Source organism: Peribacillus frigoritolerans, from assembly GCF_040250305.1.
Taxonomy (GTDB): domain Bacteria; phylum Bacillota; class Bacilli; order Bacillales; family DSM-1321; genus Peribacillus.
This window is the reverse complement of the sequence record NZ_CP158190.1, coordinates 1,139,950-1,164,248: the sequence shown is the minus strand read 5'-3', so window position 1 is coordinate 1,164,248 and position 24,299 is coordinate 1,139,950. Positions and strand designations below refer to the sequence as shown.

At 37.8% G+C, this 24,299-nt stretch carries 25 protein-coding genes; 11 read left to right on the top strand and 14 right to left on the bottom strand.

All coding sequences use genetic code 11. The features are described 5' to 3' along the window. Nucleotides 1-110 precede the first annotated feature (110 nt). The 6 genes from ABOA58_RS05715 to ABOA58_RS05690 form a co-directional block, all read right to left on the bottom strand. Complete coding sequence (locus tag ABOA58_RS05715; protein WP_350301583.1) at nt 111-560, bottom strand: hypothetical protein; 450 nt, start codon at nt 558-560, stop codon at nt 111-113. A gap of 521 nt (nt 561-1,081) precedes the next feature. Beyond that, nucleotides 1,082-1,222 (bottom strand): hypothetical protein, encoded by a 141-nt coding sequence (locus ABOA58_RS05710; protein WP_157831099.1) that lies wholly within the window; start codon nt 1,220-1,222, stop codon nt 1,082-1,084. Between the two features lie 450 nt (nt 1,223-1,672). Further along, nucleotides 1,673-2,572 carry a carbon-nitrogen hydrolase gene (locus ABOA58_RS05705; protein WP_350301582.1) on the bottom strand — a complete coding sequence of 300 codons (900 nt, stop codon included), beginning with the start codon at nt 2,570-2,572 and terminating at the stop codon, nt 1,673-1,675. 34 nt (nt 2,573-2,606) lie between these two features. Beyond that, nucleotides 2,607-4,232, bottom strand: coding sequence for an amidohydrolase (locus ABOA58_RS05700; protein WP_350301581.1), 1,626 nt, complete (start codon nt 4,230-4,232; stop codon nt 2,607-2,609). Nucleotides 4,233-4,258: 26 nt separating this feature from the next. Further along, nucleotides 4,259-5,614, bottom strand: a complete 1,356-nt coding sequence (locus tag ABOA58_RS05695) for an APC family permease (RefSeq protein WP_350301580.1) — start codon at nt 5,612-5,614, stop codon at nt 4,259-4,261. A 587-nt stretch (nt 5,615-6,201) separates the two neighbouring features. After that, complete coding sequence (locus ABOA58_RS05690) at nt 6,202-6,567, bottom strand: hypothetical protein (protein ID WP_350301579.1); 366 nt, start codon at nt 6,565-6,567, stop codon at nt 6,202-6,204. Between the two features lie 91 nt (nt 6,568-6,658). On the opposite strand from ABOA58_RS05690, the gene ABOA58_RS05685 reads away from it, so the two are divergent. After that, nucleotides 6,659-6,772, top strand: a complete 114-nt coding sequence (locus ABOA58_RS05685; protein ID WP_350301578.1) for an IS3 family transposase — start codon at nt 6,659-6,661, stop codon at nt 6,770-6,772. A 61-nt stretch (nt 6,773-6,833) separates the two neighbouring features. On the opposite strand, the gene ABOA58_RS05680 is transcribed toward ABOA58_RS05685, so the two are convergent. After that, complete coding sequence (locus ABOA58_RS05680; RefSeq protein ID WP_350301577.1) at nt 6,834-8,423, bottom strand: bifunctional metallophosphatase/5'-nucleotidase; 1,590 nt, start codon at nt 8,421-8,423, stop codon at nt 6,834-6,836. Between the two features lie 391 nt (nt 8,424-8,814). Between ABOA58_RS05680 and ABOA58_RS05675 the strand changes: the two genes are divergently transcribed. Beyond that, on the top strand, nt 8,815-10,227 hold the full coding sequence (locus ABOA58_RS05675; protein WP_350301576.1) for a PQQ-dependent sugar dehydrogenase: 1,413 nt from the start codon (nt 8,815-8,817) through the stop codon (nt 10,225-10,227). Between the two features lie 58 nt (nt 10,228-10,285). On the opposite strand, the gene ABOA58_RS05670 is transcribed toward ABOA58_RS05675, so the two are convergent. The 3 genes from ABOA58_RS05670 to ABOA58_RS05660 all read right to left on the bottom strand — a co-directional run bounded on the left by ABOA58_RS05670 (nt 10,286) and on the right by ABOA58_RS05660 (nt 11,870). Then, nucleotides 10,286-10,840 carry a hypothetical protein gene (locus tag ABOA58_RS05670; RefSeq protein WP_350301575.1) on the bottom strand — a complete coding sequence of 185 codons (555 nt, stop codon included), beginning with the start codon at nt 10,838-10,840 and terminating at the stop codon, nt 10,286-10,288. A gap of 188 nt (nt 10,841-11,028) precedes the next feature. After that, nucleotides 11,029-11,412 (bottom strand): cupredoxin domain-containing protein, encoded by a 384-nt coding sequence (locus ABOA58_RS05665; RefSeq protein ID WP_350301574.1) that lies wholly within the window; start codon nt 11,410-11,412, stop codon nt 11,029-11,031. 95 nt (nt 11,413-11,507) lie between these two features. Further along, entirely contained in the window at nt 11,508-11,870 is a 363-nt protein-coding gene (locus tag ABOA58_RS05660) for a group I truncated hemoglobin (protein WP_241593607.1), read from the bottom strand. A 306-nt stretch (nt 11,871-12,176) separates the two neighbouring features. On the opposite strand from ABOA58_RS05660, the gene ABOA58_RS05655 reads away from it, so the two are divergent. Together ABOA58_RS05655 and ABOA58_RS05650 are read left to right on the top strand one after the other, a co-directional pair. Next, a complete protein-coding gene (locus ABOA58_RS05655) occupies nt 12,177-12,923 on the top strand; it encodes an ABC transporter ATP-binding protein (RefSeq protein WP_350301573.1) in 747 nt (248 codons plus the stop codon). Beyond that, the gene (locus ABOA58_RS05650; RefSeq protein ID WP_350301572.1) at nt 12,920-14,884 is read left to right on the top strand and encodes an ABC transporter permease; all 1,965 of its coding nucleotides are present in this window, start codon (nt 12,920-12,922) and stop codon (nt 14,882-14,884) included. Before ABOA58_RS05655 ends, ABOA58_RS05650 begins: the two co-directional genes overlap by 4 nt. Before the next feature lie 22 nt (nt 14,885-14,906). Here the strand turns inward: ABOA58_RS05650 and ABOA58_RS05645 are convergent, their stop codons facing one another. Then, nucleotides 14,907-15,905, bottom strand: coding sequence for a sensor histidine kinase (locus ABOA58_RS05645; protein ID WP_350301571.1), 999 nt, complete (start codon nt 15,903-15,905; stop codon nt 14,907-14,909). Continuing rightward, on the bottom strand, nt 15,902-16,576 hold the full coding sequence (locus ABOA58_RS05640; RefSeq protein WP_350301570.1) for a response regulator transcription factor: 675 nt from the start codon (nt 16,574-16,576) through the stop codon (nt 15,902-15,904). Before ABOA58_RS05640 ends, ABOA58_RS05645 begins: the two co-directional genes overlap by 4 nt. Nucleotides 16,577-17,109: 533 nt before the next feature. Here ABOA58_RS05640 and ABOA58_RS05635 point away from each other — a divergent pair. The 4 genes from ABOA58_RS05635 to ABOA58_RS05620 all read left to right on the top strand — a co-directional run bounded on the left by ABOA58_RS05635 (nt 17,110) and on the right by ABOA58_RS05620 (nt 20,249). Further along, the gene (locus ABOA58_RS05635; protein WP_350301569.1) at nt 17,110-17,322 is read left to right on the top strand and encodes a hypothetical protein; all 213 of its coding nucleotides are present in this window, start codon (nt 17,110-17,112) and stop codon (nt 17,320-17,322) included. Between the two features lie 562 nt (nt 17,323-17,884). Then, nucleotides 17,885-18,757: a DMT family transporter gene (locus ABOA58_RS05630; RefSeq protein WP_350301568.1), complete on the top strand. Its 873-nt coding sequence runs from the start codon at nt 17,885-17,887 to the stop codon at nt 18,755-18,757. A gap of 350 nt (nt 18,758-19,107) precedes the next feature. Continuing rightward, the gene (locus ABOA58_RS05625; RefSeq protein WP_350302801.1) at nt 19,108-19,698 is read left to right on the top strand and encodes a chromate transporter; all 591 of its coding nucleotides are present in this window, start codon (nt 19,108-19,110) and stop codon (nt 19,696-19,698) included. Then, complete coding sequence (locus ABOA58_RS05620) at nt 19,698-20,249, top strand: chromate transporter (RefSeq protein ID WP_350301567.1); 552 nt, start codon at nt 19,698-19,700, stop codon at nt 20,247-20,249. Before ABOA58_RS05625 ends, ABOA58_RS05620 begins: the two co-directional genes overlap by 1 nt. A 38-nt stretch (nt 20,250-20,287) precedes the next feature. Here ABOA58_RS05620 and ABOA58_RS05615 read toward each other — a convergent pair whose 3' ends face one another. Further along, nucleotides 20,288-20,764 carry an Lrp/AsnC family transcriptional regulator gene (locus tag ABOA58_RS05615; RefSeq protein ID WP_034315019.1) on the bottom strand — a complete coding sequence of 159 codons (477 nt, stop codon included), beginning with the start codon at nt 20,762-20,764 and terminating at the stop codon, nt 20,288-20,290. Nucleotides 20,765-20,873: 109 nt separating this feature from the next. Then, nucleotides 20,874-21,011, bottom strand: a complete 138-nt coding sequence (locus ABOA58_RS05610) for a hypothetical protein (protein ID WP_350301566.1) — start codon at nt 21,009-21,011, stop codon at nt 20,874-20,876. A 654-nt stretch (nt 21,012-21,665) separates the two neighbouring features. Here ABOA58_RS05610 and ABOA58_RS05605 point away from each other — a divergent pair. Genes ABOA58_RS05605 through ABOA58_RS05595 form a run of 3 tightly spaced genes read left to right on the top strand, consistent with a single transcriptional unit; the run spans nt 21,666 to nt 24,265 of the window. Then, a complete protein-coding gene (locus tag ABOA58_RS05605) occupies nt 21,666-23,057 on the top strand; it encodes a HAMP domain-containing sensor histidine kinase (protein WP_350301565.1) in 1,392 nt (463 codons plus the stop codon). Continuing rightward, nucleotides 23,035-23,712, top strand: a complete 678-nt coding sequence (locus tag ABOA58_RS05600; protein WP_350301564.1) for a response regulator transcription factor — start codon at nt 23,035-23,037, stop codon at nt 23,710-23,712. The genes ABOA58_RS05605 and ABOA58_RS05600 overlap by 23 nt, the downstream gene beginning before the upstream one ends. Nucleotide 23,713: 1 nt before the next feature. Next, nucleotides 23,714-24,265, top strand: coding sequence for a TVP38/TMEM64 family protein (locus tag ABOA58_RS05595; RefSeq protein WP_350301563.1), 552 nt, complete (start codon nt 23,714-23,716; stop codon nt 24,263-24,265). The last annotated feature ends 34 nt before the right edge of the window (nt 24,266-24,299 follow it).

The window sequence follows — 24,299 nt, the reverse complement described above, 5'->3', positions numbered from 1 at the left end:
AAGCAACCTAAATGTGTACAAATGAAAAGCATCAGTAAAGGTGGATAGCGAGTCTTTATACTGATTCTTGATTTCAAAAGAAGATGAGGAAACTATATAGCAAATGCGAACTAATCAAAACTGGCAATTTCTTCAAATTCCTTACCTAAATATTTATAACTCACAGATAATGAATGAACTTCGACACTATGTTTTATGGACAGCGCATAGACAGAAACAATATCTTCTTTATTCTTATTCACTTCTTTTTCAGGCTCAATTTCTATTGAGTCATAATCCATAAACTCATATCCCGGATCATCGAAAGTATCTGTAATAGCAAATCCTTTACCTGTTTTATTTACTTGTAGCTTAACTATATCGGGTTTTTCAGTACCGTTAACGTGGATATCAAGTAATTGAATATCACGAAATCCCGTATTCTCTAAAGTTACTAATATGACCTTTTTATCTTCTCCTGTTCCTAATAAATCCGCTTCAAGATTTGGTTGAGCAAGTATAACATAAAGTGCAATACCTATAATAACAATTACTCCAAATAAAACCCCGATTTTTTTCACTGCGAACCTCCATCGTCTGACCCTTATTCTAGATATTCAACCCTGATACATTAATCACCGCCCCCCTTACATATATTGTATATCAAAGGTCTAGCTTCACAACAGGAAATTAAGTTTTATAAAGCAGCTGTACTAAACAAAAACGCTATTGTTCTGCGGTCTTCTATGTCACTACATTTTAGACAAGCACCAGTTTGAATTATCGTTGCAATGCTTTTTTATCGGGACGCCGAATTACTACAATGCTCTTTAAAATAATGGGATATTTTAAATATAGGAGCTATTTATCTTATACTGTGGGTTTGTTCACATAGTGGTGGTATTAGAAGCACAGAAAAGGTCAGTTAAGACTAGTAAGAGGGGCTATAATATCCTTACCAAATAGCGGCATGCAACTAAATGAAATAAGCTAAACACATAACAAAACCCCACCTGTTCCCATAGCAACTGGTGGGGTTTCTAACTGGCTTCTACATCTACATCAACCGGGAGGTCCATCTTGTGCAATCACGTCCTTTCATTTAAACGGCTAATTTACTGTATTCATCCAACTGATCTTTAGTTAAATTTTTGATGAAGCGGTCGAAGTTTATCGACTCGATTTCATACCTTTCACAAATCTTTAAATAACTTTCATAGGCTTTATCCTGAATGTTCATCATCTTGACTCCTCCTTCTGTTATATAACAATAAATTTAACTTATTAATAATATATAACAACAACAATTTCCCGTCAATGTATTTTTCTGAAAATTCGGTAAGATTTTCATTCTCTTAGTATTTCCCATATTGTTCTTCGCTAACCGTCGTATAAAGAAAAAGCCGCCTTAGCGACAGCTCCGTTCAAAAGCTAATTTACCCGTTTTTTCTTTAAGGCAAGAAATAAAATGCCTGTTACATTAACGACCATTTGAATAGCGTAAAAAACCAACTCTCCATAAAGGAAAATTGGTTTTTTTCTTTTGAACTATAGATTATCTAAGCAATGCAGTCAGTAATTATTTGTAACTGCTTCAAGCACAACAGTTCACACCTGTGTTTTCAGTTGTACTACCTAAAATTTAGCGCGTCCAAAACAGTCTGAGCAGGTAATCCTACCTGCATTTCTTTGATTAACTAAACAGCGCTTTGTTTGTTCCCTTTTTAGAAGGGGATGGGGTTGGGAGTATTTCTTTTTGTAATATAGGGCCGTATGTATCAACACGACGGTCTCTAAAGAATTGCAGAATTTTTCTAGTCTCTTCTATTTCTTTTAAATCAATTTCTTGCACAATAATTCCTTCTTCATCATCAAGTGAAGCTAGAATATTCCCGAATGTATCGCTAATGAATGAACCGCCGTAAAAATTCATGTCCTTTTCCTGGCCCACTCGATTTGTCGCAGCAACGAATACACCATTAGAAATGCCATGAGCGGAAATTGCCTTTTCCCAGGATGATCTTGTCGATATCTCGGGATGATCTGGCTCTGAACCAATAGCGGAAGGATAGAATAATATCTCTGCACCTTGTAAGCTCAAAATTCGGGCAACTTCTGGATACCACTCGTCCCAACAAATCCCGACTCCTATTTTTCCATAAGCCGTTTCATAGACAGGATACCCAGTATTGCCTGGAACGAAATAATATTTTTCATGATATTGGGGACCATCCGGAATATGATTTTTTCTTGTAATCCCTAAACATTCTCCATCAGCATCAAATACAGCTGCACTATTAAAATAAATTCCAGCACCTGCTCTTTCGTAAAAAGGGACAATCAAGACAATTGCTAATTCCTTTGCTAATTCACCCATTTCGGCTAATGTACCGCTATCTACATCTTCAGCTAAATCATAATTTTTCACACTGACCGTTTGCGGAAAATATTGCGAAGAAAATAATTCCTGTAGGCAAACGATTTGTGCACCTTTATTTACTGTTTCTTTTATTTTCTCTATCGTTTTTTGAATATTTTGCTCAATGTATTCTCCGCAATGAATTTGAATAAGACCAACTTTTACTTTTGACATTTTCTCACTACCTACCTTTTAATATTCTTTTATCTTATACCTTTTGGACGACCTGGTTTTCATATACGATCTTTCCATCCATAATCGTCATCTTCACTTCTGTTTCAAGAATTTCCTCTGTTGATATGCTAAATAAATTTTTATTTAATACTGCGATATCCGCTATCTTCCCTGCTTCCAATGTGCCTAATTCTTTATCTCTGAAAGACCCGAATGCCGGTGTAGCCGTGTAATATTTTAACGCTTGTGCCAATGTTACTCCTTCCGACTCTTGCCACGCCTTCCCGGTTAAATCTTTTCTCGTGATTGCCTGATAAATACCCATCATGGGATTTAGGGGCACTACAGGAAAATCTGTACCAAAGGCAATTTTAGCACCAGTATCCACTAGTGTTTTGATAGGATAATAGAGAGGTTGTTGTTTTTCACTGATTCTAGCTGTATATGCCTCACTTTCCATTAATTCAATGTGTTTAGGTTGAAAGGAAGCGATTACATCTAATTCCTTAAAGCGATGAACATCATCCGGGTGCAATACCTCCACATGTTCAATGACATGTCTAGCATCTCTTTGTCCATTTACGTTTCTCGCTTCTTCAAATGCATCCAATGCTAAGCGGACAGCACCGTTACCAATAGCATGGAAACGAATTTGAAAATTTTCCTTATCTGCCTTTTTTACTAATTGTTTAATTGTTTCAGCTGGATAAGTTGTTCCGCCTTTTGTATCTGGACGGTCTTTGTAATGATCCAATAAAAAAGCAGTATGACTTGTCACAACACCATCTATAAATTGTTTTAACCCAGAAAAGGTGAGCTTGTCTGACTGATATCTTTTTTGTAATTCCTTTGCGACAGCTAAATCCATTTTTAACTCAGGCGAAAAGTGAATTCTGGTTGTAAGTAACCCTTCTCTCTCAAATTCCTTAAAAATTTCAAGATCGTCTAATGGATTTGGCGCAATTTTAGCTCCGTATAAATCATTAACGGATGTGATTCCCAATCTTTTTGTTTCATTAAGAAAACCTTGAAATAGGTTTACACGTTTTTCTTTCGGTAATTTGTATGCATGTTCTGATGCATACCCAATTGCCTGTTCAAATAAAAGGCCTGTCAGTTCCCCATTTTCATCTTTTCCAATTTCTCCATATTCCGGATCTGGTGTATCCTTCGTTAATTGAATCATTTCCATTGCTTTACTATTGATCCATGCGTAATGCACTTCTGCATTGAATAATAAAACAGGACGATCACAAATATATTTATCTAGTGTTGTTCTATGTGGCAGCACTTTGTTCTTCCAATTGGTATGATCCCAACCGACGCCAAATATCCACTCATCATTTGGTCTCGTTTCTGCAAATTCACCTACTATTTTGGCTGCATCTTCTTCTGAAGCTGCATCAAATAATTTGGCACTATCCTTCTGTAAAATGCTTCCCATCATAATGTGCATATGAAAATCATGAAATCCCGGTATAATTAGGCCCTCTTCCATGTCATACACTTTTGTTTGATCTCCAAGGAATGACATTATATCTTCTTTAGAACCGATTTTAATAATTTTATTATCTTTAATGGCGATAGCTGCTTTTATTGGCTCATTTTGTAACCCAGTAAAAACATGTTGACCTGAAAGAATGATGTCTGCACTTACCATTTTTATCCTCCTTGATGAATATAGTTTTATGCCTGAATTTCTTTTTCAATCGCACTATCAATAGAAAGCTCTGGCGGCCGCTTACTAAACATTTTCGTATTTGAAAGCAGCATGATGAAACCAATTCCTAACCATCCCAGTCCGAGTAAAAGTGCCTTTGAATCAAGACTGGTCCATAACCAAATTGTGAAACCAGTACCAATCAGAGGCAATATTAGGTATTTTAGTGTGTTCATTCCGTTTCGCTGGTTTTCTCTAATAAAATAATGGGAAATAACTGAAAGGTTAACAAAGGTAAAGGCAACAAGCGCCCCAAAGTTAATAAAGGATGATGCTGTCACTAAATCAACAAATAAAGCAGATAAAGCAAAAATACCCACTAAGATGATGTTGTGTGTTGGAGTTTGGAATTTTGGATGAATGTGACCAAATATTTTCTTTGGAAGAACTCCATCTCTCCCCATCGCATACAAAAGTCGCGAAACACTTGCATGAGCTGATAAACCAGATGCCAGCCCCCCGGTAATATATCCTGCTAGAAAAATAGATTGAAATAAATTACCCCCTATGTACATGGCGATTTCCAAGGAAGCGGAATCTGGATCTTTAAAAGCTTGGAAATTTGGGTAAACAAGGTGACTGATGTATGAGATGGTGACAAACAGACCTCCCCCTATTAATGCGACGAGGAAAATGGCTTTTGGTATTATTTTTTTCGGATTAATGGTCTCCTCTGAAAATGTGGTAACAGCATCAAATCCTAAAAAAGATAAACATAAAACAGAAGATCCTGCTAGTACTAAAGATAGTGGTATATCTCCATTCACAAATGGAGAACTCATGAATAATGTTCCTGAACCCATTCCGTTAAGCAACCCTTTAATCGAGAGGAATGTAAATATAACTATTATTAGAAATTGACAGGCAACTAATAAAACATTTATTTTTGTTGCTATTTTCACTCCAATTATATTTACAGTGGTGATTAAAATGACAAAGGCAATTAACCAGAAGGAAAAAGGAACGGATGGAAAATATGCGTTTAAGTAAATAGCGATCAGTAATCCATTGATCATTGGCAAAAATAAATAGTCCAATAGGATAACCCAGCCCACTAAGAACCCAAGGTGAGGATTAAGAGCCTTTTGAGTAAATGTATATGCAGAACCGGCAACAGGGTAGGCCTTAACCATTTGACCATAACTATAGGCTGTAAACAGCATACCAGCCAAAGCTATGATATAAGCAGCAGGTACCATCCCTTTCGTTATTTCCGCAACAACCCCATAAGTAGAAAAAACTGTTGTAGGTGCCATATAAGCCAATCCAAATAGCACTAAAGGAAATACTGTTAACGAACGTCTTAATTTTGCATTCTCCATGTATCACTCCACCCTTATTCGTGATTAATTAACTTATATGCAAATACCATACCAAGTGGGGAATAATGGTATTTTGCCAACAATTGCAATATACAGATTATTTAATGAATTAATAGGCTTATGCAATTCTACATCAATTATTTAATATTGCATAATTAGTCGTCAGTGACGGAAGTTAATACCAGTTCGACTACTTCTTGAATGCCCCTTTTTATTCCATAAGAAAAAGAGCTGCCAAAGCAACTCCTTTGAAAGAGTAAATTAACAATAGTCGAAAACATTTGTAGATTTTATAAAAAGTTTCTCTAAAACTTCTTTAAATGAGTTTGGAAAGTTTCCCTGCATTTTTTTCCTTTTAAAAGTTCCAGCTTGATTTCAGAAATCCGCTCCCTTTCCGCCGACTGTCTGCCAAGCCTCCTCGACGCGTCTGTGGGGTCTCCGCCAGCCAGTTATTCGGCAGGTGTGTCGCAAATTTCTTCAATCCATTAAGGATTACTGTGAAAAATAAAGGTTAAACAGTCTTAATCAAGGTTTTGGATGAGACCATTTGTGTACAGTCTGTACATATAAAGATTTAAGTGTTAGTGCTATCTTGTTTCAATTGCCATACGCAAGTTCGAGATGACTCCAAGAAGCAATATTAACGAACAAACCATTTTTTTAAAAGCTGTTCCAAATAATTGCAGGATAAACCCAAATGACCAAAGCACAACAAAAAACCAACATATCACGGTTATTCCTTTATATAATATATTTCTTCCAACAAACAGGGTGAAAAAACCTCCAATTATAGAAATAATGGTATTCATAATAGAAATTGGTAGCTGAGTAGCCAGAGATTCAGACCTTCCACCATTAACCCATGTCAATGGGATAATGCCGTTAATAATAAGAACATGGATTAAGATAGTCAAAGAGTAAAAGCTAATCCCCATAAATACAGCTGTTTTCATATCAATTTTTCTAAGTCTTTCTAACAGGCAATCACCTCATTTCTCCCCGTTATCATATTATTTAATTTAGTGATGTTCTATTCATATATCTATGTCGTATGACACGTTACCCCTTTGCTCAAAAACCCCTCATCAACGAATCAAGGTAAAATTAAAAGGCATGAGCCCGGTAGATTACCGGGTTCATGCCCTCAAGGCTGCCTAAGTAAATAAAGTGTCTAACTTTTTGGGTTCACTTACTTATGCAAATCCTTGTATTTTCCCCTTCATTCTTTCAATGAATGGGGAGGATACTTCTGTTGGATATAGCGTATTAGTGCAGTGACGACTTGCGGACCGGATTCTACGAGTCTACCTTGTTCAAATGCAGTGAAGTTATCACCGCCTGAAGCCAAATAATTACTAACCGCTACTTCATATTCGTTGCTTGCCTGAATCTCTTGACCCTTCATGTCTTTCAGCGCAACAATGCGGTTGCCAATTGGAGAATCGGGGTCCCAATTATACGTTAAACCAACCGTTTGTAACCTATTTTCATAATCTTTCGTCCACTGCTGTTCTAAAGCAAGTTTTATCTGCTCTCCTGTTAAAATTAACTTACTGACATTATTACCCATAGGCACGTTTGTATAAAGGTCTTCTACAGTGATTTTCCCTTTTTTTAAACTTTTTCGCATTTCGCCCTGATGGACAAAAGCTATATCTACCCCCATGGCTTCCCGCTCAGATTCTGCAATCATTTTCGCTAATGGGGATTCACCGTTTGCACCTTGATTTCGTCTGATTTCTTCCGGCATTTCCCCTATTACCTGATTAAAATTGCTCCCCAATCTTTTTCTATATTTATTTAGAAGAGCAACCGTTTCTTCATCCGGTTTTATATGATGATGTGAAGTGGCAACTATCTTTGCTTGTTTCTTAACAATAATTTTAGTATGTGGGTCAATTTCAAGATTTACTTGAGAAAAGGCTTTCCCGTTAGAATAAGCTTGAACGATCAGTTTACCCGCTGCAACGGTATTGGCATATTCATGGCTGTGACCCGCAAAAATGACATCGACCTCATCATCGATTTTTGGAGCCATCTCCACTAAAGCTCCACTGGAATTTGCTCCTGCCTTATCTGATTTAGCTGAATCATGTGCCAGTACAACAATCACTTTGATCCCTTTTTCCTTTAAAAGCTTAACGGTTCGGTTAATAGCTGAAACTTCATCCGTAATTTCTACTTCTTTTCGATTTTCAGGTGCCACATACAGGTTGGTCTCTTTTGTGACCACACCGATAAATCCAATATTAATTCCGTCAATTTGTTTAATAACATACGGTGGTAACAAAGGAGTACCCGACTTTCTGTCGATGATATTTGCAGAACTGTAAGCAGTATTGGCACCTTGAAAATAACCTGTTTTTTTATTGAATCCTCCATGAATGAGACGTTTCATTTCATATACGCCTTCGTCCAATTCATGATTTCCAGGTGTCCCGACATCAAAGTGCAGGAGGTTTAAAAATTCAATCGTGGGTTCGTCTTGAAATTGAGAAGAGATTGGAGGACTTCCTCCTACCATATCACCAGCATGAACGAGTAATGTATTTGGTTTTTCTTGTTTATATTTTTTTAAATAGGCAGCCAAGTATTCAGCACCGCCCGCCATGGTTCCTGAAACCATTTGATATTTGTTTAGTTGGCCGTGAAAATCATTAACGCCTAATAATTGTAGTTGGATGTAGCGGTTGGATGTGGAATGATCCGTTGTGGAATGATTGGATGAGAATGCTGTGATTTTATAAGTTACGAAAATGATGATAAATACCAAGATGAATAAAGAAGATATGGCCTGAAATTTTGACAATTTCCGATCCCTCCCTCTAGATGTAAATCAAGAATAACTCTTGAATTTTATATCCGTATAAAGGGACCGTGATTTATTGTTATATTTCATATAATAATTGTTAAGTTAACCAAGTACATGCATATCTTTTTAAAATACTCATACGGCTTAACATTTAGAAATCTGTTAAGATTTTGACTAGCAAAAAATACAGTTTTATTTAAAAAGGCTCTAATTTTTCTACCCATTAAACCGATAGTACTTGAATTTATCCTCATTCTTAAAAATTTCACTTATTTTGTTCAATTAACGCACTCCTTTAGTTCAGATTCCCCGGCCTAATTTGGTACTAATGGACGGCTCTAATCATATTCTTATAAAAAGAAAACAATAAGAAGGGGTGCAAAGTCAGTTGATAAAAGTTAAGGTTGGTTTACGGCCCATTGTAAGTAAAATAAATTTACCTACTGTTTTGAAAACAACCATACTTCCAGGTGACTCCATTGAAAGATTATTTATTGCAACCCAGGTAGGAGAGATATTTTACATAGGAAACGGAGATATAAGGACTTTTTTAGATATTCGTCCGCGAATCCTGAAACTAGGTGCATCTGGTGGCGGATATGATGAACGGGGATTGCTAGGCCTAGCGTTTCATCCCGAATTTTATTATAACGGTCTGTTTTATCTTCATTATTCAGTAGCTGGAACACAAGGACCAGGTGCTCTTTCTGAATCTTTTAAGCCTGACCCGTGTGATCCCAAAACTTTAAACCTAAGGTGGATGAATAGAGAAACTAAATATGATCATATTGATACAATTGAAGAATGGATTTTACAATCGAATGGTCAACCCCAAAAACGACGGACATTACTTAACTTAAGACGACCATTTTCAACTCATAATGGGTTCAATAGTTTAAACTTTTCACCTGAAACAGGAAAACTTGTTTTAACAACCGGGGATGGCGGATCACGCTATGATCCATTTAACTTAAGTCAGGATGATCTGGAAATCGCCGGTAAAATAATTGAAATTGATGTAGGTAAGAATATGTACGTCAATGATCCACCCATTGTCACACGTTTCAATGAACTTCCCACACCCATTCAGGAAACGCTCATGGTAATGGCAAAAGGGGTGCGCAATATACCAGGCATTTCATTTCAAAGATTTTATAATCAGTATATTAAATATGCGGGAAATGTCGGCCAGCGTTTGGTCGAGTCGATTTTTTCATTCGTTCAGTATAAACCAATACCGGTTACTCAGCTTATTCAAGCTTATTCCATGAATTCTGAACCTGACAAAGAAGGATTTATTAACTTTGGCTGGAGAGGTTGGGAAGGTACTTTTCCTGCTTCGATTATTAAAGGCTGCACTGAAAATCGGAATTTGGATGAAAAAACAATTGCTTATTACAATGAAGCAGTATCACTTTCAGGGAGCCGTCTTCAGCCTTTAACAAGTTATTTTCATGAAGATACCAGACCCGATAAGTTTGGAGGAACTGCAATTACAGGAGTACAAGCATATATGGGGAAAAGCATCCCTGGTTTAACAGGAAGCGTCGTGTTTACCGATCTTGCCCGGAAAGAATCTCAACCTAAGATAAGAGGGGCTTTAGCTTATACCACCGTAAGACCAAATGGTCAACAAAATGATTTTAGTGTGATACAAACCGATTATGATTTTGGGTCTCAATCAGCTTATTATGTTAATTTGGGAACGAACCTGGATCAAAGCAGATTATATTTAGGGGTTTATGGCTCTATGAAAGTGACTGATTTCAACCAAGGTACTGTTTTTGAAATTGTTCCATGAATCATAACTATAAAATTCCTGTTATGAATCGAAATTAAAACTAAGTGATGGAGAATCACTAAATTATAATCATTTTTAATCTTTTAAAAATGATTAAAGCAATTTCAACCCATAACCAGCTATAAATGAAAGTAAATATAAAGCCAGTTATAAGAAATGAAAAGGAAACTGAGACGGCTGGACCTAAAACCGGAAAGTGAAAAATAAATAGTAGACTCATAATTCCTGACATTAATAGAATTGCACCAGCAGCAATAACACTTAATCTCTTCCTAGAAAAGGAAAAGGATGCCCCTATGCCAAGTCCTAACAATCCTGTTGTAAAAGGAAATACAAACAGTTCAGTTGTCTGTAGGATGAATAACAACATAATTGTCAGAAGGTAGGTCATCACTCCAAAAGGAATGGAAAACATGGAACATAACAGAATAGGTGCAGTGGCTAGCGGACTTATAAAATATCCGATACCTGGTAAAAAGCCAGCAGCAGCCTGTAGAATAGCAGCAATACAGGCAAAAATGGACCCTAAAATGAGCTTCATCGTTTTGTTATGTTTATTGAATATTATTTGAAATAAACGAACCTCATCAGAAATAGGTTTAAAAAAATACACCTTTCCACCTCATTCTAAATGGTTTATACGTTACGATACATTATATTTCCATTTATTGGAGTTGGAACAATTATTAGTAATCTAAACATCAATTTCCTGTGTAATGAAAAATAGCTTAATACTTAATAAAAAATCTCTCTAAAACTTAATCGCCTATTAAAAAAACAAGGCCTTATTGGCCCTGCTTTTTATTTGACCATTACTTTCCCAACCATTCCTTCCTGGAAATGGTACCGGCATGTCAGTTCATATGTACCGGGCTGTTTCGGTTGCACGGTAATGGTTTTTTCTTTACCTGGCTGGACCTCGGCGTCAATTCCGAGCTTTTCCACTGTGAAGGTGTGTTCTTTTGTACCTTTGTTTTTCAATATCAACGTAGTGACTGTTCCATTCGGAATAGTGATGACTTCCGGATTAAAGTAATCATCGTTCAACTCGACCTCAATCGATTTCACCGTAGGCTGAGCTACAACACCGGATTCGGCATATACGCCGAGTGAGCCTAGAGTTGTCACAACTACAAACATTGCAAGCACAACGACCAATCCTGTTACCCGCTTTTTCACAGACATTCGCAATCCCTCCTTCCCTAACACTATTTTTTTCTAATCCATAAAATATTATTACTATTAATTTGGTTGCAAAGGAGCTGCTAGCTCAATAACAATCATTTATACAAGATATCGTCTCTTAGTGTAGCAACTTTAGTTAAAGCTGTATCTATGTCAGCTTCATTCACTCCAAAGTGAGCTAGTGCATCGTTAAGATGTTTTACAATGGCATTGAAATGGTCTGGTTGCAGATTCAATCCTTGGTGAGCTTTTGCCATGGATTGTCCAGAATATTGTTTTGGACCGCCTAATGCAAAACTAATGAACTTAGTTTGATGACGGCGTTGCTTTTCCATATCCGTTTTTTCAAAAAAATGATTAACTGTCTCATCCTTAAGAACCAATTCGGAGTAAAAATAGTCCACAACTTTTGCTATCGCTTCTTCCCCGCCGACTTTTTCATAAAGTGTTTGTTCCATATATACACTCCTAACTTGTAATTAATAGAAGTATTCTCTGTAGAAAATTTGTTTTTATTCCTTATCTTTCAATTTAATCCCCTTTTGCTGATATCCACTTATCGCTCTTTATTTCAACTTGTTGCTACCAAGTTGCTGAAAATGCATAATTGATTTAGGGAATTCCATTTATTACATTCACTGTTCACACTTTTATTTTACATATTCAAATTGTAATGTGACAAAATTGTAATCTTGCTTCCTGTTACATCTATGGTGGGAAAAGGGATGAATTTTATAGTATGTAACATGAGGAGGAGATTTACGTTGAAAAAAGTATTACAAACTAAAAACTTATCTAAATCCTATGGAAAGGCACAGGTTTTAAAAAATATTGACCTTACCATTACTTCAGGTGAATTTACGGCTATTATGGGGCCATCCGGTTCAGGAAAAACGACGCTTATGAATGTGCTCTCGACAATTGATAAATTTTCTGGCGGGGAGGTCTGGCTTGAAGAACAGGCCCTGTTGGATTTAAACAAAAAAGCATTGCGTACATTTCGTCAAGAACGAATGGGGTTCATCTTTCAAGATTACAATTTGCTTGATACTTTAACGATTAAAGAGAACATTCTCCTGCCCCTTTCATTAAGGAAATTTTCTACGGATGAGATGGAAAGACGGCTGAGACCAGTCATTCAGGCATTGAATATTGAAGAAATCCAGGATAAATACCCTACAGAAGTTTCAGGAGGTCAGAAACAACGGGCCTCATCTGCGCGCGCCATTATTACAAACCCTGCGATTGTCTTTGCAGATGAACCTACAGGCGCTCTTGATTCGAGATCAGCAACACAATTATTGGAACAGTTATCGAGCTTAAATGAAACGTTTCAAACGACTATTCTTATGATTACACACGACTCCTATGCAGCAAGCTTCTGTAAACGAGTTATCTTCTTGCGTGATGGAGGAATCGTAAACGAGCTTTATAAAGGTGACCAAAGTCAAAGTGACTTCTTTGATCGAATCCTTCACATCCAGAGTGCCATGGGAGGGAATCAAAGGTGAACTTACTGAATATGACGTTCCGGAACGTTCAGCGCAATTTCCGTGTTTATACGATTTATCTGTTTGCCATGATTACTGGTGTGATGGTCCATTTCACCTTCTCATCACTAATGTATAACCAGGATATATTGGATGTACTCAATAATAAGGAGAGTTTTCAAACGGGTGTGTCGATTGCCTCAGTGGTCATCTTCCTCTTTATCATTTTCTTTATTCTTTATGCTAACTCTTTCTTTATGAAGCAAAGAAAAAAGGAATTTGGACTCTATTTGCTTCTAGGTATGAAAGAAAGCCAGATTACACGAATGGTTTTCTTTGAAAATTTGCTCATTGGATCATTCTCGCTTGTAATTGGAATACTTCTTGGCGGTCTGCTGTCCAAGTTTTTCGGTATGGCATTAATGAACTTAATGCAATACGACAATGTCATTACGCTGAATTTTCCTTATCAAGCGATCGGCTCGACAATCATCCTGTTTCTCTTGTTAGCGATCATTGCAAGTATCCAAAGTTTCTTCATGATCAGTCGCGTACAACTCGTGGAGTTGTTTCATGCCAAAGAAAAAATGGAAAAACCGATACCGTCTTCGTTCATTATGGCAGCTTTGTCATTAGTGTTATTAGCAACGGAATTTTTTCTGATAAGCCAGGGCAAAGAATCAAGCATATGGAAAGAACACGTAACTTTTGCCATGATTGCTGTCACAGTCGGCATGATCGGCGGAACGTATTTGTTCTTCCGTCAGTTCTCCGGCTGGCTGCTGCATAAGATTCGCCAGAAGCATAATTTCCATGAAGGCAATCGGGTATTGTGGATTTCCTCATTGCGCTTCCAAATAAGGTCGAATACGTTAAACCTTACCTTCATCTCTTTGTTCAGTGCGACCATTATTTTCTTGATTGGATTCGTTTCGATCAATTATGCGGTCCAATTTGAAGCTGTCGGCAGGAATTTACCGAATGATATTGCGTTTCAGTCATTGGATAAGGAAACTAACGAGAAAATTGATGCTAGAATAAAAAATTCGGACCACTCGATAGAGTATCACAAAACTTTGGAAGCTTTAGTAGGAAAGCCAAATACAAACATGGACCTTGCTTTTGAGAACCCTGAGTATTTTTCAAAGGACGTTTTTCTTTTTCCAGAAAAAGCATATAACGAAATCATCTCATTGCGTGGAAATCAGGAGGAAATCCATTTAGAAGATATGGAAGCTGTAACTCTGTCACAAGGAACAGATTCCCCAAAATCCTTTCCCTCCGATCAGCTGCCACGTTTTAAAGTGAATGTAAATGAAGATATCACTCTAAAACTAATAGAGAAGAAAGATTACGCATTATTAGGCTGGGCCAGCGACCCTGTTCAATCCATGTTATTAAAGCCCGCAGTCCTGATTATTTCAGATGAGGCTTATCAAAACTTAAAAAGCAAAGCCAAAACGATTCCTTTTGAAATTTATGAAATTGAAAATGAGAAGCAGGCTGAATCTTTATCAAGTGATATACATGCCATTGTTACGAAGAAGCCCGACACGTACTATTCTTCATTTGCCGATGTGTATTCTAAGCAAATAGAAGGTTCATCTTTAATGTTATTTGCAGCTGCTTTCCTGGCTGTCATTGCCCTGTTTGCATTGGCCAGCGTCATTTACTTTAAACAATTGCGGGAAGCAACGGAAGAACAGAGACAGTATTCCATTCTGCGAAAGATAGGAACCGCAGACAGTGAATTGAAAAGTGTGATTCGTAAACAACTTACCCTTGTTTTCTTCCCTCCGCTAGTTTTAGGCATTTTGCACAGCTGGCTCATTTTAAAATACTATATTCTGGATTCTGTACAAGATTTTCCGCAGCTTACTTCGATGCTCTGGTTCATCTTTGCAATATACTTTGTGATTTATGTTTTGTTTTATCTGTCTTCTGCGAATCTCTACTACAAAATCGTAAATCAGAAATATTAATAAAAAAACGCAATGGCCTTCATCAAGGTCTCATTGCGTTTTTTTGCATAATGAAATAGGGATCGACATTTTTGGGAAAGTGCATGACAAATTCCGTATACAAACCTGTTTCAGAGGTGCATGTGATATAGTGGCCAAGTTTGTTGGATAACTGCTGTGCTAAATATAACCCCATCCCTGTGGATTTTGTGTAGGTACGCCCGTTGGATCCTGTAAAACCCCTATTGAATATCCGTGGTAAATCCGTTTTTTCTATACCAATTCCATTATCTCTAATGATCAGCTGCTTTTCTTTTAAATCGAAACCTGTCTCAATCTTTATTTCCCCTTCTTCTTCCGTATACTTCAAGCAATTTGAAATTAATTGATTAAGGATAAATTGCAGCCACTTGGGGTCACTTTGGATCGTGGTTGGTTCTATCTGTAACTGCAGGCGGATTTTCTTGGAAATAAATGTTTTGGAATGAGTTTTTATGACCTCTTTAACCAATTGGTCCAAATCACAATTCTTGATGTCATAGTCTTGATTGAAGCTATCCAACTTTGCATAATAAAGTGCTTGATCCACATAATGCTCTATCCTTGACACCTCATCATGAAAGCTCTTGGCATCGATCTCTGTCTGCTCCATCAATCGCAGCACCGAGATGGGTGTCTTAATTTCATGAAACCACGATACAATAAAATCGTAATACTCGCTTTGTTTCTCATGAATCAGATTGAGAGACCTTATTTGTTCCCTTTCCTTCTCTTCAATCAACTGCTGTAACGAGGCTGCCTCTAAAGAAAGGTTCTCATGATCTTCGTCACCCATGGCTCGGATTGCGCGCAAATTTTGCTGATACCGGTACAAAAAGAAAATAATCAATACGAAAAGAGTTAATGCCCCAGCATATAGAAAGGTGTTCCAGTTCCATGTCATATTGGGGTCAGTGTGATAGACTGCAGAAACCATACAAAAGACAAAAACCAGTAAAAAGATATAAGGCTTCTCATGTTTTAAAAATTGTATGAACCTCATTCAATCAGATACCCCATTCCTTTACGTGTCACAATAAAGTCTTCTAATCCAATTCCAGAGATCTTACGCCTTAATCGATTTACATTAACAGTCAGTGTATTATCATCGACAAACTGTTCATCATTCCAAAGAGCTTGCATCAAGTCATCTCTTGATACAATTTTACCTATTCTGCGCATCATCAATTGCAAAATGATGAACTCATTACGTGAAAGTTCAATGGACTGTTCCTCATATTGGATAGTCGAGTTTGTTACATGCAAAGACAAGTTCCGGTGCGTTAATTTTAAGTTATGTCCATTTTGATAAGTATAATTCCTCCTTAACAATGCACTGATTTTTGCTACAAGAACATCTAAATCAAATGGCTTCTGGATAAAATCATCCCCTCCCATATTAATGGCCATGATGATGTCCATGTTTTGATTTCTAGAGGAAAGGAACAGTATGGGCACACTTGAGATTGCACGGATCTGCTGACACCAATAAAAGCCATCAAAGGTTGGCAAGTTTATATCCAATAGTACCAAATCAGGCTGGAATTTCTCAAAATCATCTAAAATGTGGTCAAACTCCATAATCCCCACAACGTCATATTTCCACTTTGTTAGCGTATCAGCCACTATTTTTCTAATTTTTTCATCATCTTCAACTATCATAATTTTAAACATAACAATCTCCTATTCATGGACTGAATCGATAAAGGTTTTAAATTCTCTATAATATCATAATGCTAATTATTCCAAACTCCTGTCATTTATACAATACGTCACTACAGTATATGTCCCAATCAAAGAAACTATAGAGAAAGGATGCGATAGTGACACCCTGGCCCCCCCTTTACGGGATTGTACAATTTTAATGTTACCTCCAGGCACTCGTTTTCCGCGGGCGGTCCGGCGCCATTGTGCCTGCGGGGTCTCCCACACCCGCTCCAATCAACTTTGTCTTCACTTTTAGATAAAACCCTTTTGTCTACAAACTGAGCCAAGCGACTATAGTGTTATTCCACAATATTTTTTTCAGCATTTAATAACCACTAATGTGATGACTTCTCCTATTTTTCGGGTTTGCACTCAAACAGAAGGATACCAAATAAAACTGTAGACATTAATTTTAAGATAAAAAAGTTACCAGATTGCCCAAAAAATAAGTATAAGAATGTAATAGATTGGATAAACTAATAAAAAAGGAGTGGGAGATTATGGAGACTAAAGTTAAAGAAGGAACGAAAGAAATGTGGAGCGAAATTAATGCATGTATAACTCGTAAAATTAATGAAAAACATGATTTATCTTTTCAAAAGAAGAGCAATGATAATTATATGAATCTATATATTCAAACAGCCGTATTACACACCCTATTTGAACTATCAGACGAGTTCAGGAAAATTGAAAGAAAATATAACGGATTGTGATGCTTCCGGAAAAGTCATGCACCAAATTTAACTTAACGGTGGATTAGGATTAAACTCTTTAAGGGAGCTCTTCAATCCTAATCCACCTTTTCTTTCCAGCTTTATCACTTACATTACTAGCTACCGACAATTTGACCAGCATTATTACTGTACCATTTGCTTCCCTTCCCTTTAAATCCCTCTTTCTATCCCAACTAGAATCCATTAAGCCAAATAGAAACCCCACCAGTCGTTAATAGATCATGTAGGGTTTTTTTTTGTGTTTCAAGTTTCAGTATACTATCTTGATTGACGGATCATCTTAAAGGTTCGCTAGCTTCAATACTATTATTTGTTGTTTTATCAATCTAAAATCTTGTATATTTAAATGAGTATGTTTTATAACTTACTGATGTTAGCTAAAAACATTGAAAATAAATATTTTTTTGAAAGTGAGCTGAAAGCTGATGATGTGGTCACCACTATTCGAAAATGATGTACCTGCAGTTATTCTCCCTTAACGGCAGAAAAATTGCATCTCCGTTAAGGACTGGAAATGTTTAGTTAAAACGGAGGGTACAAAATGAAAAACACTATATTAGGTTCTTTATATTTATCACTCGCTGCTAGCATTTGGGGCGGGATGTATGTTGTGGTAAAAGTTGTGGTAGACGTTGTTCCGCCACTTGAATTAGTATTATTACGATATGTAATTGCGATTTTAGCATTGCTGACAATTGGTTTTATAACAAAACAATCTTGGCGGATTGAAAAACGAGACTGGGTTTTGGTTTTCATTATAGGACTTGTTGGAAACACAATTTCCATCGTAACCCAGGAAGTCGGTACACTGCTATCCACTGCACAAATGGGAGCTATCATTACTTCCACAACACCTGCATTTATGGTGATATTTGCACGTATCGTTTTAAAAGAAAAGATCACCATCAAGAAATCAATTTCCGTAATTTTAGCGACAATCGGTGTCGGTATCATTGTCGGGAATGCCCATATCGGCTCATCTCACCAACTTGGGGGCCTATCACTGCTTATTGCTGCCTTAACTTGGGCACTTATGTCTGTTCTGATTAAACGTGTCCCTGGGCAATATTCACAAATTGTTATAACGACCTATGCAGTGCTTGTGGCAATTGTCTTTTTAACACCTGTTACGATCAGTCGATTGGATGAGCTTGATTTTCAAGCAATCATGCATCCATCCATATGGGGCGGCCTATTATACTTGGGCGTTATTTCCACAGCATGTGCCTTTTTACTGTGGAATCGCGGACTGCAAATGCTTACCGCTTCAAGCGGTGGATTATTTTTCTTTTTACAGCCTATAGTCGGTACTTTTTTAGGTTGGTTAATACTAGGTGAACAAATCGGCTTGTCTTTTTGGATCGGCACAATATTAATTTTTATCGGTGTGTTATTAGTCATTCGGGAAGAATAACCCACATTAAAATGTACCCTATAGAGCGGTCTCTTTAAAAAAGGCTGCCTATAGGGTTCTTTTTTGGTTTAAAAAAGGGGATTGCAGAAACGTTGTTTTTTATTTGTAATTTCTCCTTACTAATCCCCCTTTATGTTAATAAGGCGGACCGTCCCAACGGTTTCTTGAATCTCAGGACAAAAAGTTGTATTATTTTATTTTTTTCAGCCGATTATATTAAAAAATCTTAAATATACATTCATTACGTAATTATTATTATTACTTTATGTACATTTCGAAATAATTTTTGTTATCATTAATTCATAATCTTTTGGAAATGAATGCTAAATTTTATAACAAAGGAGGAATCGATCTTGAAAAAACCATATACGGAATTGACGATCGGGATGATGAGAACGGGTATATTAGGTTTCGGCGGCGGACCATCAGTCATCCCTCTCATCCGCCACGAAGCAGTTTCCCGTTATCACTGGCTCGACGATGATGAATTCGGGGACACTTTGGCGATTGCCAATACACTCCCAGGACCGATTGCCACGAAGATGGCAGCATATCTTGGTTATAAACTAAAAGGCTGGCCGGGAGCCATCGTAAGTGTGGCCGCTCACGTTTTACCTTCATGCATTGCGATGGTTTTCTTGATTGCGTTCATTAATGTTCTAAGTAATTCCGCAATGATCAGTAATATGATCGCTGCTGTAATGCCGGTGGTTGCTGTCATGCTTGGTCAAATGGCTTATGAGTTTGGCGAAAAGGCGGTAAAAGGGTTAGGAAAGGTGCTCGGAATCACCTTTTTTGCGATTTCCTTTTTGCTTCTGCAAGTCATTTCCCTGCATCCGGGTATCGTCATCATGATTTTTCTTATATATGGAGCGTTTCATTTTAAATTAAAGGATAGATTGAAAAACAAAAAGAAGGATAGGAAGGAGGAATCCGCTTAATGGGTCTTATTATCCCAATAGGAGTTGCTGTTTTTCTGGCGTTTTTCATAGCCAATATGCTTGGTTACGGCGGAGGTCCAGCCTCGATTCCGCTAATGTATGATCAAATCGTAACCCGTTATGGCTGGCTTGATAATACCGAATTCTCTCAAATGCTTGCGTTAGGAAATTCACTCCCAGGACCTATCGCCACGAAAATAGCCGCATATGTCGGATATGATGTATATGGCTGGCCAGGATTTCTAGCTGCATTGGCAGGCACGATCATCCCTTCAGCCGTGGCTTTGATATATTTATTAAAAATCCTGCGAAAATACAAGCAATCGCCTATTGTAAAAGGCATGTCACTGCTTGTACAGCCCGTAATTGCGATCATGATGTTATTGCTCACCTGGAATATGGCCGCGGATGCGGTCGGATCCATCGGCTACATCCATTCAATCGTCATCGCTGGATTGGCCTTCTTGGCTTTAGGTAAATTCAAGATCCACCCTGCATTCGTAATCATTCTTGCCTTTATGTACGGCGGCTTTATCATCCCGCACACATAATAATAATAAAAAATCCTCCTATATAGGGGGATTTTTTATTAAAGCTTCATGCCCATCCGGCTTTTATAGCGTTTAATGAGAATTTGGCAATCAACGCTGACCACACCGACGACCGCATACAGCTTCTCATTGAGAAAACGTTCCATCTCTTGATTATCAGTAAAGATTCCGTGCATATGGAGTTTACTCGGACCGGTCATATGATATAAACTCGTTACAGCCGGTTCACTTTCTAATTGCTGCGCGACCGATTCCAGATATTTTGGCTCAACCTCAACGTTAAAGAATGCCGAGACATGGATGCCGACCTTAGCTGGATTTATGACCGCAGTAAACCTCTCGATCACCCCGTTTTCCACAAGATGATTAATTCTCATCTGAACCGCCACTCTGGAAAGCTCCACTTTCTTCGCTAAGTCGGTATATGAAATTCGTGCATCTTCATGTAAAACCGATATGATTTTCTTATCGATTTCATCAACTTTCAAGCTGGGAATCTTAAAGTCCTCTGCCATCCTACGTAACTCCTTTTCGATATCTTTATTCCATTATCGCAGAGAACACCACCGGATCACAACAATCTTCCTTTTCACTTCTAATAAAGGCAGAAATTTTTGGGCATCCCTAATTTTCCCCCTCTGCATATGAATCTCCATCAAATATGTAGTTTTTCAAACTTAAGATGCAGCATTTCATCCAACTGAGTGCAGCCGCCAAAAAGATGGAAGGCGATAGACTAAGGGCCAGACAAATTGACGGCACCGCCGACACCCCCTTAAGTTCCAGACTGCAAGTCCCCCCCTACTTTGAGGTTGGAAGGAGGGGGTTTTACAGCCCGTTCAATGCAGGATAAAAGTTTATGAATTTCCAATGGACACTTCCTCAATCCTTTGTTTGAAAGGTCTTTGCGATATTTTTGTATTCCTCATCATTGAGAATGCCCATTTTTTTGAATAATGCGGAATAAGCCATTATTTTTTTCTGCGTACGGTTTGTACAATTCATATGGATCAGCTCCTTTTTTACATAGTATTCATTTACGACAAAATGTTTCCTTAATACAAAATATTTTGAATAGACTAAATACAAAAACTGCCCATTTTCCCGGCAGTTTCAATTTATTTAGGTGTAATCAAAATAAGAGCAGTCTACAAACACTCAAGTATGAATGATCATCATCTATTTTTTAAATAACCACTTCCAAAAGTGTTATTGCACGGAAAAACCTGATTCCCCCATTTCCATATAAAAGACTGAACAAAATGCAGTTGGGGTCCATTAAAAATATTGTCTCTCTTGCAACAAGTCATCATTCGGATTATCGTTGTTAAGAGATGCGAAGAAATTAAAAATACTGCATACTTTCTTCATACTTTTTCGCTAAACTGACTTTATTCCATAAGAGGGTGAATGCTCATGAAAATCTCCTTTAAGCTCGGACTATCTATATTTGTTTGCATTTTTTTGATGGAGACCGTTTCGATGATTTACTTGCATAATAAAGTGATCCATTCCCGTATCAATCAAGAATTGGAATCACTGAAGGCCCGTGGCAATAGTCATCGGGATGTGTTGGAAATCACGTATTCCGACTCTACCCTTCAGCATATCGGCCTGATGGAGTACCATACCGATACAGATGTCGTGATTACGAACACAAGAGGAGATATTCTGATATCTTCCGCAAAGGTAAATAGGGGAATGAAAAAAATCTTGGCAAAAAACATCCCGCAACTACCCCGAAATGGTCTGGTCATCCAATCAAGTTGGAAGGATGAAAGGTATATAGCGACCGTTACGCCATTTATCAGTGATAAAGAAAAAAAAGGCTATGTTTATATGTTCAAAGATACTAGGGATGTTGAGGATTTGATTGCACAATTGAATAGGCATTTCCTTTTTGCGACTGCATTGCTCCTTTTCTTCATGCTTATCACCATTTATTTTCTATCAAAAGCTTTGACTAGACCTCTTATTTCGATGAAGGAAGCGACAACCAAACTCAGCAAAGGGAATTTTTCAGTAGCTGTGCCAGTACGATCTCATGATGAACTCGGGGAGCTTGCCCAATCCATTCAAAGCTTGGCTAATGAATTGAACTATTTAAAGAAGGAACGCAATGAATTTTTGGCAAGTATCTCTCATGAACTGCGCACGCCGCTAACTTATATCAAGGGATACTCTGATATTGCCCGCCGGAAAGACTTGAATGCTGCCGAACGAACACGATACTTAGAGATCATCCATGATGAATCCGAACGATTAAACAGATTATTGGACGAACTATTCAATATGGCTAGAATGGATGTAAATACATTCACCATATCAAAAGAAACCGTCCAGCTCTCTTCATTCCTGCAAAACATTCATGAAAAAGTGCTGCCGGCTTTTACAAATGAAAGAATTCAATTGAATCTGGTATGTAAGGATGATTTATTTATAGATATAGATCCCTCACGGTTTGAGCAAGTCATTCTTAACCTGCTCGATAATGCGCTGAAGTACTCGAACGAATATACAGTCACCACCATCAAAGCCACTGAATGCCTTGGCAGGATTTCCATCTCCATAATCGATCAAGGGGTTGGCATTCCCCCTGAAGATATCCCCCATATCTTTGATCGTTTATATCGTGTCGAGAAATCACGCGCCAGAGATACCGGTGGATTCGGATTGGGGCTCTCCATCGTCAAGCAATTAGTGGAGATACAAGGAGGAACCATTTCGGTTAAAAGCAAATTGGAGCAAGGAACGTGCTTCACTATCACATTTAAGGAGATAACAAATGAAGACAATAGTTCTGGTTGATGATGAACAGAGAATGCTTGATCTATTAGAGCTATACATTAAACCTCACGGATATACATGCATGAAGATGAAATCTGGACATGAAGTCTTACAGTTCCTAGCGCATAAACATGCGGACATAGTACTTCTTGATGTAATGATGCCTGAGATGGATGGGTGGGAAACTTGTGAAAGGATCCGTGCGTTTACCAACATTCCCATAATCATGCTCACCGCCCGGGATGCTGCACAAGAAATGGTGAAAGGGTTGAAAAAGGGCGCAGACGATTATATTACGAAACCATTTAATGAAGATGTTTTACTTGCCAGAATCGAAGCAGTGACGCGGCGAGTGCATAATCAGGATGATAATGTGATATTTAGAGGGCTAAAATTAAATGAATCCGCTTATGAAGCACATTATGATACCAAAACAATCCCATTGACACCAAAAGAGTTCTCACTGTTGTGCTTGTTTTTAAAATCACCAGATCAAGTGTATTCCAGAGACCACCTGCTTTCGACCATATGGGGATTTAAAACGGATACGGAAGATCGGACAATCGATTCCCACATTCGAAATATTAGAGAGAAATTACGTCATGCCGGTTTTCCAGCAGATCAACACTTGAAAACGGTCTGGGGCATCGGATATAAATGGAGTTCTGTGGATTGATATGAATTTCATTTCTGAGGCATTACTATCGAGCGGCCCTTTTTCCATTGCTGTAAGTTTAGTATTCAATATATTGATTAGCGTGCTTGGTTTTGTTCCAAGTGTATTCATCACGGCAGCCAATATCACCGTATTTGGATTTGAAAAGGGATTGATCCTTTCGTACATGGGGGAAATTGCCGGTGCAGTGGTCAGCTTTTGGTTATATCGAAAGGGCTTTCAAACATTCCAACCCAAGTTCTTGAAGAACCGTTGGGTCATGAAGCTGCAAAAGTCTCAAGGGTTTCATGCATTTTGGATGATCCTGATGCTTAGGCTCCTTCCTTTTATACCATCCGGCGTAATCAACCTTACAGCAGCATTAAGCAAGACGGGAATGATGATTTTCTTCCTCGCCACATCCATTGGAAAACTGCCTGCCCTCCTTGTCGAGGCGTATTCGGTGACACAAGTATTGAAGGCATCGGACGATGTAAGGATTGTTTTGGTACTGTTGATTCTGGTAATCGCAGTCGTTTATTACTTTAATAGAAATAAGAAAAAAGGAATGTAGTAAAAATCCTCCCTTTCAAGAATCAGTAACCCTT

What these genes read in the sequence shown, in the direction of transcription:
- ABOA58_RS05695 (WP_350301580.1), bottom strand. Translation starts at nt 5,614, where the DNA reads ATGGAGAATGCAAAATTAAGACGTTCGTTAACAGTATTTCCTTTAGTG.
- ABOA58_RS05700 (WP_350301581.1), bottom strand. Translation starts at nt 4,232, where the DNA reads ATGGTAAGTGCAGACATCATTCTTTCAGGTCAACATGTTTTTACTGGG.
- ABOA58_RS05630 (WP_350301568.1), top strand. Translation starts at nt 17,885, where the DNA reads ATGAAAAACACTATATTAGGTTCTTTATATTTATCACTCGCTGCTAGC.
- ABOA58_RS05665 (WP_350301574.1), bottom strand. Translation starts at nt 11,412, where the DNA reads ATGTCTGTGAAAAAGCGGGTAACAGGATTGGTCGTTGTGCTTGCAATG.
- ABOA58_RS05645 (WP_350301571.1), bottom strand. Translation starts at nt 15,905, where the DNA reads ATGAGGTTCATACAATTTTTAAAACATGAGAAGCCTTATATCTTTTTA.
- ABOA58_RS05620 (WP_350301567.1), top strand. Translation starts at nt 19,698, where the DNA reads ATGGGTCTTATTATCCCAATAGGAGTTGCTGTTTTTCTGGCGTTTTTC.
- ABOA58_RS05595 (WP_350301563.1), top strand. Translation starts at nt 23,714, where the DNA reads ATGAATTTCATTTCTGAGGCATTACTATCGAGCGGCCCTTTTTCCATT.
- ABOA58_RS05600 (WP_350301564.1), top strand. Translation starts at nt 23,035, where the DNA reads ATGAAGACAATAGTTCTGGTTGATGATGAACAGAGAATGCTTGATCTA.
- ABOA58_RS05710 (WP_157831099.1), bottom strand. Translation starts at nt 1,222, where the DNA reads ATGATGAACATTCAGGATAAAGCCTATGAAAGTTATTTAAAGATTTGT.
- ABOA58_RS05685 (WP_350301578.1), top strand. Translation starts at nt 6,659, where the DNA reads ATGTCGTATGACACGTTACCCCTTTGCTCAAAAACCCCTCATCAACGA.
- ABOA58_RS05605 (WP_350301565.1), top strand. Translation starts at nt 21,666, where the DNA reads ATGAAAATCTCCTTTAAGCTCGGACTATCTATATTTGTTTGCATTTTT.
- ABOA58_RS05635 (WP_350301569.1), top strand. Translation starts at nt 17,110, where the DNA reads ATGGAGACTAAAGTTAAAGAAGGAACGAAAGAAATGTGGAGCGAAATT.
- ABOA58_RS05640 (WP_350301570.1), bottom strand. Translation starts at nt 16,576, where the DNA reads ATGTTTAAAATTATGATAGTTGAAGATGATGAAAAAATTAGAAAAATA.
- ABOA58_RS05690 (WP_350301579.1), bottom strand. Translation starts at nt 6,567, where the DNA reads ATGAAAACAGCTGTATTTATGGGGATTAGCTTTTACTCTTTGACTATC.
- ABOA58_RS05615 (WP_034315019.1), bottom strand. Translation starts at nt 20,764, where the DNA reads ATGGCAGAGGACTTTAAGATTCCCAGCTTGAAAGTTGATGAAATCGAT.
- ABOA58_RS05660 (WP_241593607.1), bottom strand. Translation starts at nt 11,870, where the DNA reads ATGGAACAAACACTTTATGAAAAAGTCGGCGGGGAAGAAGCGATAGCA.
- ABOA58_RS05705 (WP_350301582.1), bottom strand. Translation starts at nt 2,572, where the DNA reads ATGTCAAAAGTAAAAGTTGGTCTTATTCAAATTCATTGCGGAGAATAC.